We start from the raw sequence: 17,127 nt of genomic DNA, 5'->3' as shown, positions 1-17,127 counted from the left end.
CCAAATGTAAAAGTTAAATGCAGCGTTCAACTGCATTCAACTTTTACACGTATAATTTTATGTGATTATCCGCACATCATTGCGAGGCACGAAGCGAGAGAATAGTGCGTAGGTGCGCCGAAGCAATCCCCCGAATGGCTGGAGATTGCTTCGGCGCCTTTCCGCTGTAGCCTCCCGGCCCCTCGCAATGACGGCAATTCTATTTATACTCCGGGTTCTGCACCAGCACGCCCCCGCTCTTATCAATCTCCGGCTGCGGCAAAGGCCAGTGGTAAAACTTATCCTCATAGTGATAAGGGTTAATACCATCCTTCACAGCATTCAGCACCGTATTAGCCGTATGCCAGCGGCGCAGGTCAAAATAGCGCAGGCCTTCAAATGCCAGCTCTATCCTTCTTTCATGGCGTATCCGTTGGCGCATCTGGTCTTTGGTTAAACCAGCAGGGTACGGCGGCATGCCTACCCGCGCACGCAGGTCGGTCATGGCTTTATACACCGTGGCATCAGGTCCTGTCAGCTCATTCTGCGCTTCCGCATACATGAGCAAAATTTCAGCTAAGCGGAACACCACTGCATTCTGCTGGCTTAAGGTAGAAAATCCATACGGAATATTTTCCGGTACCAGGAATTTCATAACCCCATAACCCGTGGGCCGGCTGTTGGAAGGCGTATGAATTTTACCGCCGCCAAAATCCGGATGGTCCACGAACACGGTTTTCTTTAAACGCGGATCGCGGTTCTCAAAGGGCGCAGCAGGATTGGTAAGTGGTGAGGTACCGTAGGGTAAACCATCCGTACACTCAAAATCATTCACAAAGTTCTGCAGCGGGCTGGCGACCAGCCAGTCGCCATAATACATATCCCAGGGGGCGGTATTGTTAGGCGCCAGGAAGTTGATAGAGAAAATGATCTCTGTATTGCCCTTTTGGCTGGCATCGCGGAACACATCTTCAAAATTAGCGCTCAGCTTGTATTGCGCCTGGATCTGCAGGGTAAGGTCCCTTACCTGTGTTAGCAAAGCCGCATCAGGCGTACCATTGGCGCCGTAAGCTGCAAAAATAAGCGTACGTGCTTTCAGCGCCTGGGCCGATGATACACAGGCATGGCCGCCATTCTGGTAATAAGGCGCTGCATTCAGGTTGGCAATGGCAAAGTCTGCATCGGCCAACACCTGCTTTAACACATCCGGGGCAGCAACCTTAGCCTGGTTCTGTGTTTCCAGTGACAATGGTTCCAGCACCACCGGCACATCGCCATAAATATTATACAGCTGAAAGTAAAAATAGGCACGCAAAAAACGGGCTTCTGCCTCATACTTTTTCTTGTCGGCATCCGGGAAATCAGGGCCGGTATATTTTGCCAGCTGCATCAAAAAAATGTTGATGCGGGCAATGCCTGCATAGGCATCCTTATACAGCTGCGGTATATAGCCGCCGGTAGTGGAGCTAATGCTGCCGGATACAATTTCTTTAGCAGAGCCGGAGTTGTGCTGCGCATAACCATTGTCTGTAAAACAATCCCACACGGGCAGTTCAACCGCAAACTCAGCGGCCTGCAGCGAGGAGTAAGCTGCTGCCAGCGCCTGGTCAAAATCGCTTTTCTTTTGCCAGAAATCACCGGATGCCAGCGCATCCTTCGGGTTCTGGTCCAGGTATTTTTTACAGGCCGTACCCATTAACGACAACAACAGGCATATATAGATGGTGTATTTTTTCATAACCTTAGAACTTAACATTTAAACCAAAAGAATAGATCTTATTCTGCGGATACTGTACAAAGTTGCCACTGCCCGCACGTTCCGGATCAAGGCCACGGTACTTAGTGGCAGTAAGCAGGTTGTCGCCGGAGAAATATACCCGCACATTATCAATACCTATGCGGCTGGTAATATTAGCCGGAATGGTGTAACCAATGGTAAGGTTCTTCAGGCGGAAGTAAGAAGCATCCTGCAGGTAATAAGAGGAAGCACGGCGTATTTTTTCCGGTGCACCCCAGCCCCAGTAAATGCGCGGCATAGTGGTGGATGGGTGTTCCGGTGTCCAGCGGTTACGCCAATCGGTCGTGGGCGGCGCGCCCTGTACAAAGGGAATGGTACCCCACTCGCTTACAAAGAATTTGGTGCCTTCTACGCCCTGTGCCATAGCAGAAAAATCGAAACCTTTGTATTGCAATGCCAGGTTAAAAGAGTAGTTGATGTTAGGATAATTGCCCTTTATATAAGTGCGGTCGTCATTATTGATCACGCCATCACCATTCACATCCCGGTACTTCAGATCACCGGGCTGGGTATCATCGCCAAATTGTTTGGGAGAATTTTTCACTTCATCATCTGACTGGAAAATGCCGATCCAGTCCAGCGTATAATATGCATCATACTCCAAACCTTCATCGCGTATGCGATAGCCGCTGCTGTTAATATCGCGCTGGCCGTAACGCACCAGCTTATTCTTATAGTGCTCAAAGTTGCCGCCAATGGTATAGTTCAGGCCTTTTAATGCACCGTCTTTTATAAGATGGTTGTAGGAAATGCCTAGTTCCACCCCGGTATTATCCATTGTACCATCGTTAATGGTAGGTGCATTTAAACCCACTACCCCGGTTACTTGGGAAGGACGTAAAATATCCGTAGTACGTTTCTTATACCAGTCGGCCGTTACGTTCAAACCCTGTATTAAGGTCATATCCAAACCCACATCGGTAATAGTAGTGGTTTCCCATTTAATAGCCGGGTTGGCCAGGTTCAGCTGTGCTGCGCCGGAAGTAAGGGAGGCATCGTCAAATGAATAATTGCCGGTAAAGTTCAGGATGGACTGGTAAGGGTAGTTACCAATGTTCTGGTTACCCAGCTTGCCCCAGGAACCACGCAGCTTAAAGTTATTGAGCCAGCCAAGGTCCAGGTCTTTTATAAACTCTTCTTCCGTTAAGCGCCAGCCTCCGGAAAAGGATGGGAACACGCCCCAGCGGGAACCGGGCGTAAGTTTGGATGATCCGTCATAACGCATGTTGGCCTCAAACAAATATTTCTCTTTGTAGTTATAATCAAAGCGGCCAAAGAAAGAGAGCAGGCCCCATCCATTTTGTGTGCCATTGGCATACTGTATGGCCGGACTGCCGGCATCCAGCTCTGTGAGCTTATCTGTAGAGAATTGTTTGCGGCTTGCTTTCAGATATTGATAGGTGCTTTGCTCAGCGCTGTAACCGCCCTGCAGCTTAAAGTTATGTGCGCCAAAAGTGCGGTCGTAGCTCAGGTAAGAGTACAGGTTGGTGTAAATATTCTGCTGGTCCTGCACTTCCAGGCCACCGCCCAGATCCAGCGTAGCCATGAACTGGTTAGTGCGGAAGTTGTACAGCTGCAGCGGCGGACGAAAATCGTGGTATTTATCAAAATTCGCATTCACCGCTGCTTTGGTATACCAGGTTAAATTTTTCAGCAGTGACACTTCTATCCAGCCCTGCGCCATTACAGCATAATCGTCTGTGTTGTGATTGATCTTACCATCCAGCAGCGCCACGGGGTTCTTATTATTATATTCCAGGTCGTATGCTTTGTAGGTATAATGCCCGCTACCATCAGAGAGGTAAGGGCCGTAAGTAGGCGCCTGCGCCATAGCGGAAAGGAACATATCTTCCGAACCAAATACCGGCGCTTCCCGGTGGCCATATTTTAAAGCGATGTTAGCGCCAAAACGGATGCGCTCATTTACCTTAGAAGATATATTTAAACGCGCGTTATATTTTTTATAGTTAAATCCTTTCATGATACCATCCTGGTTCACATATCCGATAGACGCATCATACACTGTACCATTGCGGCCGCCGCTGAAACCCAGGTTATGCGTTTGCACCGGCGCGGTCTGGAAAATAAGGCTTAACCAATCCGTGTTCGGGTATAAGTTATGGTCGGTGGCATTTTTATAGGTATCTATCATTTCCTGCGTGTATAAGCCAGAGTTAAGCCCGGAATTAATACGCGCTTCATTAAACAGCTCCATATACTCCGCAGAGTTGGTGATCAGGTCAAACAGCTTGGTGGGTTTGTAAATGCCGTAGTTAAAATCATACTGCACCCGCATTTTGCCTTCCACACCCTGTTTGGTGGTTACCAGTATAACGCCATTGGCTGCACGCGCACCATAAATGGAGGCGGATGCCGCATCTTTCAGCACTGATACGTTCTGTATGTTATTCGGGTTCAGGTCAGAGAGCTTACCCTCTACCCCATCTATCAATACCAGCGGATCTACGCCTGCACCGCTGAAGGTACCGTTACCGCGGATACGGATATACGCATTTTCATTACCCGGCTCGCCGGTGCCCTGCACTACCTGCACACCGGGCATAGTGCCCTGCAGCATGGCAGAGGGGTTGGTAATAGGGCGTTTCAGCAGCTCAGCGCCATTCACGGTGGCTACTGCGCCGGTAAGGTTCACTTTCTTTTGTGTACCGTAACCTACCACCACTACCTCTTCCAGTGATTTAGGATCTACCTCCAATGCCATATCAATCACCGTGCGGCCCCCTACCGGCACCGTTTGCGGTTTATAGCCGAACATAGAGAAAATGAGCGTGGCATCCCCGCTTACATTCAGCTTATACAAACCGCCTGCATCAGTAGTAGCGCCGGTTGTACCGCCCTGTACGCGTACCACCGCGCCGGGCAGCGGGTTACCGCCGCCGGTTATTTTACCCTGTACGGTAATGGTTTGCGCCTGTGTAACCGTAGAAAAGTGCAGCAAACAAATGGTGAGCAAAGCCACCAGTCTGCCTTTTGTAATGGTACGGAGATAATTGGAATAATACGCGTACCCTGAAGTGCGCTTAGGTAAAGAGTGCATTTTTGTAAGTTTTATTTTCAAAACATGGAAGTCCTGCCCCGGAGCTGTGCACTCGCAGAAAGGTACTTCATAACGCCGGATGTCCTTATGCTATTGATATTATGGTTGATGACCCCCTAAAGTTTGCATTCGCCAGATTGTTATTCATTACGTACAATAAAAGTATCGGGAACCACGGGTTCTGGAAATAGACAAACCTTTTATATTGATGGATTATGCTATTATTTTATTCAGGACTAACATAAAAACGTCCCGGAACGTATATGTTCCGGGACGCTACACTACAATACAGCAGCGGATTACAGCCATAACTACCAGGGTATACTACCAGCTGCATTAAAAAATTGTCCGCTGGGTCCATCTGCTTCCAGCATAGCATAATGTGCTATTATCTTAGCGGAATCTGATGCTTTATTAACACCGGTATGGTTGTTAAGATCTGTAGCTGTAAAACCCGGGCACACACTGTTCACCTTAAATGCAGTATCCTTTAGCTGAAAGGCCAATGCAATGGTATAAAAGTTCAGCGCTGTTTTGGAAGGTACATAAGCCGCATCCTTAAATCCATAATACTCCCAGGCCGGTTGCTGGTGAAGGGTAAGGGAAGCTGTTTCGCTGCTTACATTCACGATCCTGGGTTGCGCAGCCTGCTGCAGCAGAGGCAGCAAAGCACTGGTAACGCGTATCACGCCAAAGTAGTTTGTATTAAATACCTGCTGTGCATTTATGATGCCCGCTTCCCCTTCAGGCGCCGGCATTTGCCCTAGTATACCAGCATTGTTGATCAGTACATCCAGCACCGTAGTTTTATCCTTCAAAGCGATAACAGCTTGTTCTACGGAAGCTGCGTCTGTAACATCCAGTGTTATGCATTCACAGGCAGTTAGCCCGGCCGTCTGCAGCTGTGCTACTGCGGCCGCGCCCAGTGCCGGGTTGCGGCAGCCCAGGTATACGTAATGACCTTGTTGTAATAAGTACTTAGCGGTTTCAAATCCAATGCCCTTATTGGCCCCGGTGATCAATGCTTTTTTCATGGCGTAATAATTTAGTCCGGGGCAAAGTTCGTACAGGCGCCAGGGAAAGGGTGGGACAAATCACCTTAAATCATAGACATTTCCTGCATCTCTTTTACAAACTGGGTAATGCTTTTACTGGTGCTCTTTTTAAACAGGCGGGAAAAATAACCGGGGTCATTAAAGCCCAGCTCATAGGCCAGCGCTTTGGCGGTGGTTTCACCATAATACAGCCTGCGCTGCGCTTCAATAATAAGCCGGTTGGTCATAAATTCTTTGGGGGATACACCGGCATATTGTTTTACAATATTGTACAAACCATTTGTGGTTAAGGATAGCCGGGCCGCCAGCGTTTGTACAGCCGGTTGTTCCATAAACTCCTCTTCCACCATACGTTTAAAGTCAATGAATTTGGAGAGATTGCCCTCCTGCTCCTGACGCTCATTATTTGTAAAATAAGTGTGGTTAAATTCTGTAAGCAGGGTATTTAAATGCGCCAGCACCAGATCCATATTAGCCTGCCGGTTGGCTAACAGCTGCTGTAAGGTTTGAAAAAGCGCCCTTACCCGTTCAAGCGAAGGCGCATCAAACGTAAGCACAGGATTGTTTAACGGGTTTAACAACAGCAGGAATGTTTTGGGCAGCAGCGATAAACAGCGCTCATCTACCGTAAGGTTAAAGGATTGCACCGGCTCCTTGCGCGGCGAAATATGATGCAGCTGGTGTGGTAATACAAACAGCAGCTGACCGGCCTGCAAGGTGTGCGCCTGCAGGTCGATAGCATGTACAACCCCACCCTGCAGCAGCAGAATAAAGGTGTACAGGCGGCTTCTGTGCGGCGTTAGCAGCTTTTGCAGCACGCCCGGCGGCAGCTGTATATGGCAGTTGGCCGTTACCCGTATGGATAAACGGTCATGTTGTGTTAAACTTTCCAGCAGCACAGTATTATCCAGCATAAAAAAATTACTATAAGGTCCTCAATGGGTTATATAAACGTTCCTGGGTCAAAGACATAAAGTTATGAATTAGACACCAAGGGACAGTTGATCCATTTATTCTTTTTAAATTTCTGAGGCAATCAAATTTTAACCTGTAAAGCTGTAATCCACGTTGCAGTCCATATCTCTTTTCCCATACCATCAAACCCTCAATTTTCAAACCCATGAAACACACAACACTTTCACTTGTAAGGAATTACTTGTTCCTGCTGATCTGTATGTTGTCCGGGATCCACCTTACCAGTGCCCAGGCAGTACTTTACACCGACATCAATTATGGCGGAACTGCCGTGTCGTTCCCCGTTGGTAATTACAGGCTTGCTGATATGAATGCAGCCGGGTTCCCGGATGACGCGGTTTCTTCCTTTACCGTACCTTCCGGGTACCAGGTAACTTTTTATGCAGATGACAATTTTACCGGTAAAAGTTTTACGGCCACAGCATCCTCAACCTGGATCGGTACTGAATGGAATGACCAGGTAACCTCTTTTATCGTGAGCCTTATTCCCCCTTCCACGGGAACGGCTAACTGGATCTGGTCTTCTGCCGCAGGACCTGCCAATACCTGGATCGCTTTCCGTAAAAAGATCACCTTATCCACGAAGCCGGCTGCTGCCATCACTAAAATTGCAGCGGAGAACAAGTACTGGCTGTATGTAAATAACCAGCTGGTAGTGAAAGACGGCGGACTGGATCTCCGCCCGGACCTGGTGAACACCTATTATGATGAAATAGACCTAGCGCCGTACCTGCAGGCCGGCGAGAACACCATTGCAGTACTGGTATGGTATAAAGGCGGGCAGAATGGTTACACGCAGCGCGCTGTGGGCAATGGCGGCTTATTATTTGATGCAGGCTCTGTGCTGGTGTCTGATGATACCTGGAAGTATAAAGTGCATCCCTCCTTTGGCGCTACCACGCAGCTCATTCTGAACGGGCAGGATTATAAGTGGATCGCATTCCCTGTTTCCTATAATGCCGCTAATGAGCTGAGCGGCTGGACTACAGCGGCCTATAATGATGCATCCTGGACCGCTGCTGTGAAAAAGGGGCTCCCTCCCATTGCGCCATGGAACAAGCTTGTGCCACGCGGCATTCCCTTCTGGAAAGAGTATGCGCTTAGCAATTATCAGAACGCAATACCTGCTGCTATTACAGCCAATACCTCTATTACCGGAACAGTAGGTACTAATATTCAGCTACGTCCATACCTGCATGTAAATGCACCTGCAGGCGTGAAGATCAAAATTATTGTGAACAGGCACTACTGGCAGGAGTACATTACGAAAGCCGGCGACCAGGAATTTGAATGTTTTGCCTGGCAAAATTCCAGTGATCATACCGTTACCTATGAGTTTACAAATGTTACCGGAACAGTGCAGATCCTTGGTTTGAAGTATAGAGAAACAAGCTACAATGCGGATATCATAGGCCAGTTCACTTCTTCCGATGCATCGTTGAACACCCTATGGACGAAGTCGAAAAATACTTCCAGGGTATGTATGCGCGATCAGTATTATGACTGTCCGGACCGTGAGCGCGGGCAGTGGTGGGGAGATGTATCTGAGCAGATCCTTTATTCATGCTACCTGTATGATACCAGCGTAAATAAGCTAACCCGCAAAGCTTTCCGCGAGCTGATGTATACACAAAAGGGAAATGGCTCCCTCTATACAACAGCGCCCGGCACCAGCTTCCACCTGCCGGATCAAAACCTTGCTGCCGTAGCCATGCTATGGAAATATTATATGTACAGCGGAGACAAAGCCTTACTACAGGAGCTCTATCCGCAGATAAAAAAATACGTTCAGTTCTGTGCAGCCAGTTGTAACGCAGATGGCATGCTCATTTTACAGAATGATGGATCGTGGAACTGGATCGACTGGGGATCTAATTTAGGAGCGCTCAATACCGGAAGCGCCAATACCATCTTTAATGCACTTTACATTTCCGTACTTGAAACAGCCATTAATACTGCCAACCTGCTGGGGCAGGCTGCTGATGCTACTTATTATCAGGGCTTGCTGACGCAGGTAAAGACTCACTTCAATGCCTATTTCTGGAATAGCGCTTCCCGTGCCTATGTATTCAGTAATCAGTCGGCCACAATTGATGACAGGAGTAACGCCTGGGCATTGCTTTCCGGTGTTGCGGACGATACGCAGAAAGCAGGCATTCTCAGTGTGCTGAAGAACAGGAATGATGCAGGCCCCTACCAGGAAATGTACATTGAACAGGCATTGTTTATGCTGGATGGCAATGCTGCTGTTACAAGAATGAAAAACAGGTATAATGGCATGATCAATAGCTGGTCATCCACCCTCTGGGAAGATTTTACAGAGAGCAACAGCAATGCGGGCTACAGCAGTAATAACCATGCATGGTCCGCAGGACCCTTATACCTGATGGGTGCTTATATGTTAGGTGTGCGGCCCACAAAGGCAGCATTTGCAGAATTTACATTTTTACCACAGCCGGGCGGTGTTACGCAGTTTTCCGGCGTGATCCCTACTGTGAAAGGGAATATTGCGGCCGGGTTCTCTGCAGGTAGTGCTTCTTTTACGCAAACGCTCACCTCTCCTGCGGGCACTACTGCGATTGTGGGTATTCCCAAAGAAGTGCTTTCCACCCTTACTTCAGAAATTAAAGCAGGCAATACTACCATCTGGAAGAATGGCACTTTCTTAGGCGGTGTCAGTGGTATTACTTTTTACCAGGAAGATGGTAAGTATGTACAGTTTAAAGTTGCAGCGGGAAGCTGGGAGTTCACGGCTTTACCATTCAGCACAACGGACCCGGTGATCGCTTATATGGATTGTAATTACAGCGGCACTGCAGTTAGCCTGGGAGTAGGCAATTACACCCTTGCACAAATGCAGGCAAAGGGCATCAGTGACGACGCCATCTCTTCCCTGGCAATTGCTGAAGGTTATAAAGTGATCCTGTATGCGGATGATAATTTCACAGGTCAAACGGAGACTTTAACCGCTAATAACAATTGTATTACCTGGTCGCCGCTGCATGATAAAACCACTTCCATTCGGGTGCTTACTAATGGGGTTACTAATTTATCCGGCACCTATTTTATACGCAACCGGGCAAGCGGTTTAATGATGGATGTAAGCGGCGCATCCACAGCTGACAATACCAGTATAATTCATTCAGAATATAACGGGAACGCCAACCAGCAGTTTATTCTTACGCATCTGGGAGACGGTAACTATAAGATGATTGCAAAACATAGCGGTAAATCTCTGGATGTTCAGGGCGTTTCCCTTGCAAATGGGGCCAATGTGATCCAGTACCCCTATCATGACCCTGCTGAGTATCATCAGAACTTTATCATCGTTGCTACCGGCGATGGATATTACAAGATCATAGCAAAGCATAGTGCGAAAGTACTCCAGGTGAATGGTGTTTCCGGTGGAGGGTTGGTACATCAGTGGTCGAATGTAGGGCAGGTGAATGGCCAGTGGAGTTTCACGGCAGCAGCTGCTGCTGCTAAAATAGCTGCAACGGATGTGGCGCTTACAGTGGATCCTAATCCGGTTACCAATATGATGACCGTAAAAGTTGCTCATGCAAAAGAAGAGAGACTCTATCTACGGATCTATACAGCTTCCGGTACAGCAGTTGCTCCGGCACAGCGCATCTTTAGCGGCCAGCAGTTTAATTTATCTGCATTGCCGGCGGGCGTTTATATTATCAATGTAACAATTGGAAAGCAGGTGCTTAGTAAAAAGATTGTAAAATACTAGGTAAGATCATGCAAGAGTTCCGCAGGAGGTAACTTCTGCGGAACTTTTTTTTATGGTAGTACTAAAATAAACCATCCTGCTCAATCGTCATCAGTTTTAGTATTCCTACAGTACTATGACAAAGTCTATTAAAGTATATGATCCGCCGGCATTTACAGCCGCCTATATGCAGCCTAAACAGGAGCTGGACAAAATGCTGCAGCCCGGCATCGATAAGTTCTTTATTGTGAAGATAGAAGAAATGTACCGGCTGGTGCAGCGCCCTGTAGCTGCCAGCCGCGCTACTACACACAGCTGCTTATTCCTTACCTCCGGTGAAGCGGTTATGAAAATAGGCAGCCGGGAATATACCCTGCATCCCAATGAAATATTGTTTGTACCTGCCGGGCAGGTATTTTCCTTTCAGCCCGGCGATGTAAATACCGGTTTCCTTTGCAACTTCCATAACGACACGCTTACCGGCCCTTATGGTAAAACCGCTGTGCTACAGGCTTTTGAATTTCTGAAAGTATGGGGTAATCCTTTGATACAGCTGCCTGCAGTCACCGTTCAATTTGTGCTGCAGCTTTTTGAGCGCCTGCTGCTGGACTATATCCAGCACGGCCTGCAGCACCCGGACATTATTCAAACTTATTTAACCACCCTGCTGTGCGAGGTGAACCGCGCCTACCAGCCGGTGAATAACGAGTTGCCCGGGGCCGCCCTGCATATTACCCGGAAGTTCAAAGAGCTGATCTTTACCCACATCCGCCATACACACCGGGTTACGGATTATGCCGCGCTGCTGCACATTAGCCCCAACCACCTTAATAAAACCGTAAAGGCCATTACGGGGCAAAGCCCCACCAAATGGATAGATGAGGCTATTATCCTGGAGGCAAAAGTGTTGTTTAACCAAAGTGAAATGAGTGTGCAGGAAGTAGCTACCGCCGTAGGGCTGGATGATCCCTCTTACTTTACCCGCCTGTTTAAGAAGTATGAAGGCTGCACGCCCACGCAGTTCCGCAGGGTGATTGAAAAGTCCTGTAATTAACAGCATTCGTCCTAACAGCAGGCGGCGCTAAACAGGAACTTTGCTGCATAAATATTGTGCATGTATCCGTACCTGTTATTCTTTCATTCTGTTGTACGCTGGCTGGTGCTGGGGAGCTTAGTATATGCCCTGCTGAGAAGCATAAAAGGCTGGGCCGGTAAAACGTCCTTTACCGCGACAGATAATTCCATACGTCATGCAACGGCTACTGTAGCGCATATACAGCTGGCCATTGGCTATGTGCTGTACTTCAACAGCCCGTTTATAGCCTATTTCAGATCGCATTACCATGAGGCTATCCAGCATTTTGAATTCCTGTTCTTTGGGCTAATCCATATCATCCTTATGACACTGGCGGTTGTTTGCATTACCATCGGCTCCTCTGTAGCTAAACGGAAAGATACACCTGCGGCTAAGTTCCAAACCATGACCTTATGGTTTGCGCTGGCCCTGCTGATTATTTTTATTGCTATACCCTGGCCGTTTTCGCCATTAGCGCAGCGGCCTTATCTCAGAACATTTTAATTATGCTGTTAAGAACAAAACTCGGAAGGCTGCGCATTATTGCTTTCCTGGAAGGTATCTCTCTGCTGGTATTGGTATTTATAGGCGTACCGCTGAAGTATGCGTACGGCAATCCTGCCCTGGTAAAAACCATGGGGCCCATTCACGGGCTGCTGTTCCTGTTCTTTGTGCTTAATACGCTCAGCGTGGGCATTGCCTACAAATGGGAGTTCCGCACCACTACCTGGAAAGTGCTGCTGGCCTGCATCATACCCTTTGGCACGTTTTACATTGACCGTAAGATATTATCCAAACTGCCGCCGGTGATCTAGGCTTTCTGTTTTTCGTAAGCAGCCAGCAGCTCCTGCACAGGTATGCCGTTGATGGTCATGCCCTGCGTATCACAGTCGCGTAGCTGCACATCCTGCAGGTTGCAGTTAATGATCTCGCTGCCGGCCAGGTAACAGTCCTCAAACTTCAGGGGGCGTTGTTTGGCAGCAGGGTCATAGAAAGGATGGCCTTTGGGCGGCATGCCTATATTGTGTATATAGGCGCCGCCTAATTGTGCGCCTTCAATTTCCAGGTCGCTTAAATTGGCATTGACGATCTTAGCGCCGGGCAGGCCTACATCATTAAACAGCAGCTTGTTCACACGGGCGTTCAGGAACTTTACTTCCTCCATACAGCCTTCCTTTAATTCCAGCAGCTTATCTGTTTGGGTGATGGTGATATTTTGCATGGATGTTCATTTTTGGTTTGCCAAAAATACGCACTGTCCGTACAAGGGACGGGGTGTAACTACGACTTATGAAGGGGGAGATCCCGGCTATTTAGCCACTTCCAGTATGGAGTTCTGGTACATATGCAGTATGCGTGGCATAACAAGCTTTATTAAAAAGACGGTTCCCCGCCCCAAAGGTTGCATGGCAAAACTGCTGTAAAAGATGCTGTAAAAGGGAATATTAGCGGGCGGCAATTACGCGCTCCTGGCTGTTGGCCAGCAGGGCTTCCACATCTTCCGGGGTACCGGTAAAGGGGCCGGAGGATTCAATTTTTAAAGTAGCCATAGCAGCGGCAAACTCGCCTGCTTCCTTAAAACCGGCGCCTTTGCTGCGCTGGTATAAATAACCTGCCATGTAGGTATCCCCGCAACCGGTAGCATCTATTACCGTGGTAGGGCTGTATGCGGGAATATGGTAAAACGTGTTGTTATGATATATCACAGAACCCATGCTGCCCAGAGTTATCACTACTTCCTTTACACCCCAGCCGGCAAGTACACGGGCGGCTTCAGGCACGGTTTTATGGCCGGTGAGCACTTCCATTTCATGCTCATTGGCCTTTAAAATATCTATGTACTGTAAAGCTTCTTTTTTTGCCGGCCAGTCAATGGGTATTACATTCCTGTTCTCTACCTTACGCAGGTAGCCCTGTGCATCCAGGGATATTTTACCTCTTTCAGAAAGGGCTTTTATCAGCGCTACCGGCATATCATCGGCCAGTAAAGGCCCCAGGTGATAATACCTGGCATGCACGGCAGAAAGCTGTTCTACCGTAAACGGATCTGCTTTCTGTAACACGCGCTGGGTGCGGTGATCCTGGTTCTCAGGATAAATATTCTCAAAATATACCGTATGTGCGCTGGGCGTTACAAACACTTCAATGCCTTTAGCCCGCAGTTCCTCTACCACATGCATTTCACTTTCCGCCAGCCCGGTAACCAGGGTGTATTTAACATCCATATTACGGATGGCATTGGAAAAGTAAAAGGAAGTGCCGCCGGACATATGCACTACGGACTTGGTGGTAACTACTTTATCTAAGGTGATATGGCCTACGCAACAGATATCGTACATGTGTGACGGTATGAGAAGATTTGACAGTTTGTTTTTTGCAATGCACAAAAGTAGCTAAAGACAGCTTGATTGCCAATATTAATATGATGAAAGAAATATAATTGTAACGTAACCAATTATTTAGCTGCCCGCTCCATCTTGACTTTACGGCCTTTTTTCGCCATTTTTGGTAAGCGTAACCACTTCCATTATGAAAGTTCTCCTCCTCATAGCCAGCTGCCTGCCCCTTTGCTTATTTGCCCAACAAGCAGCACCGCCAGCAGATATTGTTGAAGATGTTGCACCGCAGCCATTACTGGCGCAGGCTGTGCGCCTGCAGGAGGCCCTGGCTTTTCTGGGCAGCGCCCTGCCGCCGGCAGCAGCACAGCAGCTGCATGCTTTACAGCAAAAAGCGCTTACACCGGCTACCGCCATAGAGGTACAAAAAATATTAGACCCTTATTGCCTGGCCATGGTGGATATTAACCCCGAAGCGCGGGTAAAAGTGAGCCGGGGCCAGGCCAAAGCAGTGCTTACACAAGGCGGGTGGACCAGCTTCCTGGTAAAAGTGCATAACCAGGCCGGCGTTACTGCCCGGCTGGAACCAGCCAGCGCCAATGCTTTGCCGGCCTTATACATGGCCACATTTACAGACCGCCCGGTGCCGGAGGCTCACAAGCTGAGCGCCGGCCAGGTGCAAAACCGTTTTTTGGAACTACAGCTATACCGCAATCCGCCCCTGCTGCCCAACCTATCCGGCTTTCCGCTGGAATACGCTGTAGTGCAGGTGTACAGCAAAGAGGCCGGCCCCCGGGAGGCCGACCTGGGCTTTCATATTGGGCAGGGTACACAGGATATTGGTTTCCGTAACAGCATACCTGTGCTGTTTAATATACGTCCGGCTGTAAAAGTGGTGCTGCAGGTGCAGGATGAAGATGGCAGCCCGGCCATGGCATCCTTTACCATTACAGATGGTATTAACCGTGTGCCCTATGATATGGACGAGAACTACCGTTTAAGCCTGGCGCAGAATGAATACCAGGAACCTTCCCAGGCGCTCATTGGCCTCTATCCCCTGCCCTCCCGGCGGGTAGCCGCTTATGACGAGTACCCGGATTTCTTTTTCCAGCCACAGGTGTACCGCAGCAGCGGTGAGCATATTATGCTGGCCCCTGGCCGCTACCATGTTACATTCACCCGCGGGCCTGAATATAAAAGCCAGACCAAAGAATTGATCATACCATCGGGTAAAGATTCCATTACCACATCCTTTAAGCTGCAGCGCTGGATCAATATGGCTAAGCTGGGATGGTACAGCGCCGACCATCATGTGCATGCAGCCGGCTGCAGCCATTATGAAAGCCCTGCAGAGGGCGTAGCGCCCATTGATATGTGGCGGCAGGTAGTGGGCGAAGATCTGAACGTAGCCGCAGTACTGGCCTGGGGTCCGGGCTGGTACCACCAGAAACAATATTTTACCGGCCAAACAGATACACTTTCCACTGATGCCAATATTATGCGGTATGATGTAGAGGTATCCGGCTTCCCCTCCTCCCACTGCGGCCACCTGGTGCTGTTACGGTTAAAGGAAGATGATTACCCCGGTACCCATATTATTGAAGACTGGCCCAGCTGGACCGCCCCTATACTACAATGGGCGCATAAACAGGACGCAGTTACCGGCTATGCACATTCCGGCTGGGGGCTGGAACCTACACAGCCAACGCAGGAGCTGCCTAATTATGTGCTGCCTAAAATGGATGGCATAGGGGCCAATGAATACGTGGTAACCGTAACACAGGGCCTGGTAGACCTTTACAGCGCCGGAGATACGCCGGTGCCCTGGGAGCTGAACATGTGGTACCATACCCTGAACTGCGGCTTCCGTACAAGACTGAGCGGCGAAACAGACTTTCCCTGCATCTTTGATGAGCGCGTAGGCATTGCCCGCAGCTACTTTAAACCCAATGGCACGTTAAGCTATGATGGTTATGTACAGGCCCTTAAACAAGGCCGCAGCTATGTATCTGACGGGCGCTCACACATTATTGACTTTAAGGTAAATGGCCTGGAAGCAGGTACAGACAGCAGCGTGCTAAACCTGCAAAGCCCGCAGGCTTTACATATCAGCGCTAAGGTGGCCGCGCTGTTACCTGCACAGCAGAATGCTGCCGGCAAACACATAGCAGACCGTCCTTTGCAATCACCCTACTGGCATATTGAGCATGCACGCATTGGCAGCAGCCGGCAGGTGGGTGTTGAGCTGGTGGTGAACGGCGTTACAGTAGATACCGCGCAGATCACGGCAGACGGGGAATGGAAGAACATACAGTTTGATTATACTCCGCATCAATCTGCCTGGATAGCGTTACGCATCCTATATACCTCGCATACCAACCCCGTTTTTGTTACCATCGGCCACCAACCCGTACGTGTACCGCAAAGCGCTGCCTGGTGCAGAAAAGCAGTAGATCAGTGCTGGAAAATGAAGCAGAACAATATCCGCGCAAGCGAACGCCCTGCCGCTGCAGCGGCATATAAGCAGGCCCGCGTTTTATATGATAAAATGATGAGATGAAGCAGGAAGTATGATACTTGATGTTTGATTAGAATACAGATGCAAGATGGAGAAGACGCATAATGGACAATAAGTAGCTAAGCACACTTTCTGCTTTCTGCTTTCTGCTTTCTGCTTTCCGCTCAACCACCAGCCTCATAATTGATCAGCCACTGCACCCCGAACTGGTCCGCCAGCATGCCAAACCATCTGCCCTCAACCACTTCTTTAAGGGAGCATATAACATGGCCCCCGGCGGAAAGCCGGTAAAACAGGCGAAAGGCCTCCGGCCTGCTGTTAACACTGATGGCAATGGAAAATTTTTCACCGGTAATACCGTCGCCAAAGTCTGCGGGCCGGTCGCTGCCCATTAGCATGGTACGGGCACCAATAGGTAAGGAAATGTAAATGATCTTCTGTCCCTCGTGCTCCGGCAAATAAGTTTCATCTTCAACTTCATTCAAGCGGGTTTTCTGATAGAACTGGCCTCCAAACACAGACCGGTAAAAGTCAAACGCCTCCTCACAATTACCGTCAAAGGTCAGGTAAGGGCTCACTGCTGCCATTATAAATGGTTATTAGTTAGTAATGATG

12 protein-coding genes are annotated in these 17,127 nt (G+C 48.8%); 5 read left to right on the top strand and 7 right to left on the bottom strand.

The window, feature by feature from the left end:
• Positions 1–199: 199 nt before the first annotated feature.
• The 4 genes from BMZ54_RS26165 to BMZ54_RS26150 form a co-directional block, all read right to left on the bottom strand.
• Positions 200–1,717: a RagB/SusD family nutrient uptake outer membrane protein gene (locus BMZ54_RS26165; protein WP_089919079.1), complete on the bottom strand. Its 1,518-nt coding sequence runs from the start codon at positions 1,715–1,717 to the stop codon at positions 200–202.
• A gap of 4 nt (positions 1,718–1,721) precedes the next feature.
• On the bottom strand, positions 1,722–4,835 hold the full coding sequence (locus BMZ54_RS26160) for a SusC/RagA family TonB-linked outer membrane protein (protein ID WP_089919077.1): 3,114 nt from the start codon (positions 4,833–4,835) through the stop codon (positions 1,722–1,724).
• 311 nt (positions 4,836–5,146) lie between these two features.
• Entirely contained in the window at positions 5,147–5,869 is a 723-nt protein-coding gene (locus tag BMZ54_RS26155; protein ID WP_089919074.1) for an SDR family oxidoreductase, read from the bottom strand.
• Between the two features lie 65 nt (positions 5,870–5,934).
• A complete protein-coding gene (locus BMZ54_RS26150) occupies positions 5,935–6,804 on the bottom strand; it encodes a helix-turn-helix domain-containing protein (protein ID WP_089919072.1) in 870 nt (289 codons plus the stop codon).
• A 206-nt stretch (positions 6,805–7,010) separates the two neighbouring features.
• Between BMZ54_RS26150 and BMZ54_RS26145 the strand changes: the two genes are divergently transcribed.
• The 4 genes from BMZ54_RS26145 to BMZ54_RS26130 all read left to right on the top strand — a co-directional run bounded on the left by BMZ54_RS26145 (position 7,011) and on the right by BMZ54_RS26130 (position 12,473).
• Positions 7,011–10,604, top strand: a complete 3,594-nt coding sequence (locus BMZ54_RS26145; protein ID WP_089919070.1) for an alpha-L-rhamnosidase-related protein — start codon at positions 7,011–7,013, stop codon at positions 10,602–10,604.
• Between the two features lie 115 nt (positions 10,605–10,719).
• Entirely contained in the window at positions 10,720–11,637 is a 918-nt protein-coding gene (locus tag BMZ54_RS26140) for a helix-turn-helix domain-containing protein (RefSeq protein ID WP_089919069.1), read from the top strand.
• Positions 11,638–11,697: 60 nt separating this feature from the next.
• Positions 11,698–12,162 carry a hypothetical protein gene (locus BMZ54_RS26135; RefSeq protein ID WP_089919067.1) on the top strand — a complete coding sequence of 155 codons (465 nt, stop codon included), beginning with the start codon at positions 11,698–11,700 and terminating at the stop codon, positions 12,160–12,162.
• A 2-nt stretch (positions 12,163–12,164) separates the two neighbouring features.
• Entirely contained in the window at positions 12,165–12,473 is a 309-nt protein-coding gene (locus BMZ54_RS26130) for a DUF3817 domain-containing protein (protein WP_089919065.1), read from the top strand.
• Here the strand turns inward: BMZ54_RS26130 and BMZ54_RS26125 are convergent.
• Together BMZ54_RS26125 and BMZ54_RS26120 are read right to left on the bottom strand one after the other, a co-directional pair.
• A complete protein-coding gene (locus tag BMZ54_RS26125) occupies positions 12,470–12,880 on the bottom strand; it encodes a pentapeptide repeat-containing protein (RefSeq protein WP_089919063.1) in 411 nt (136 codons plus the stop codon). The genes BMZ54_RS26130 and BMZ54_RS26125 overlap by 4 nt on opposite strands.
• Positions 12,881–13,103: 223 nt before the next feature.
• The gene (locus BMZ54_RS26120; RefSeq protein WP_089919061.1) at positions 13,104–13,997 is read right to left on the bottom strand and encodes a PfkB family carbohydrate kinase; all 894 of its coding nucleotides are present in this window, start codon (positions 13,995–13,997) and stop codon (positions 13,104–13,106) included.
• Positions 13,998–14,187: 190 nt separating this feature from the next.
• Between BMZ54_RS26120 and BMZ54_RS26115 the strand changes: the two genes are divergently transcribed.
• The gene (locus BMZ54_RS26115; RefSeq protein ID WP_162277677.1) at positions 14,188–16,554 is read left to right on the top strand and encodes a CehA/McbA family metallohydrolase; all 2,367 of its coding nucleotides are present in this window, start codon (positions 14,188–14,190) and stop codon (positions 16,552–16,554) included.
• A gap of 122 nt (positions 16,555–16,676) precedes the next feature.
• On the opposite strand, the gene BMZ54_RS26110 is transcribed toward BMZ54_RS26115, so the two are convergent.
• A complete protein-coding gene (locus BMZ54_RS26110; RefSeq protein WP_089919060.1) occupies positions 16,677–17,099 on the bottom strand; it encodes a VOC family protein in 423 nt (140 codons plus the stop codon).
• Positions 17,100–17,127 lie beyond the last annotated feature (28 nt).

The sequence above is a fragment of the Chitinophaga rupis genome (genome assembly GCF_900109685.1).
Classification (GTDB): Bacteria; Bacteroidota; Bacteroidia; order Chitinophagales; family Chitinophagaceae; genus Chitinophaga; species Chitinophaga rupis.
This window is presented reverse-complemented; position numbering and strand designations above follow the sequence as displayed.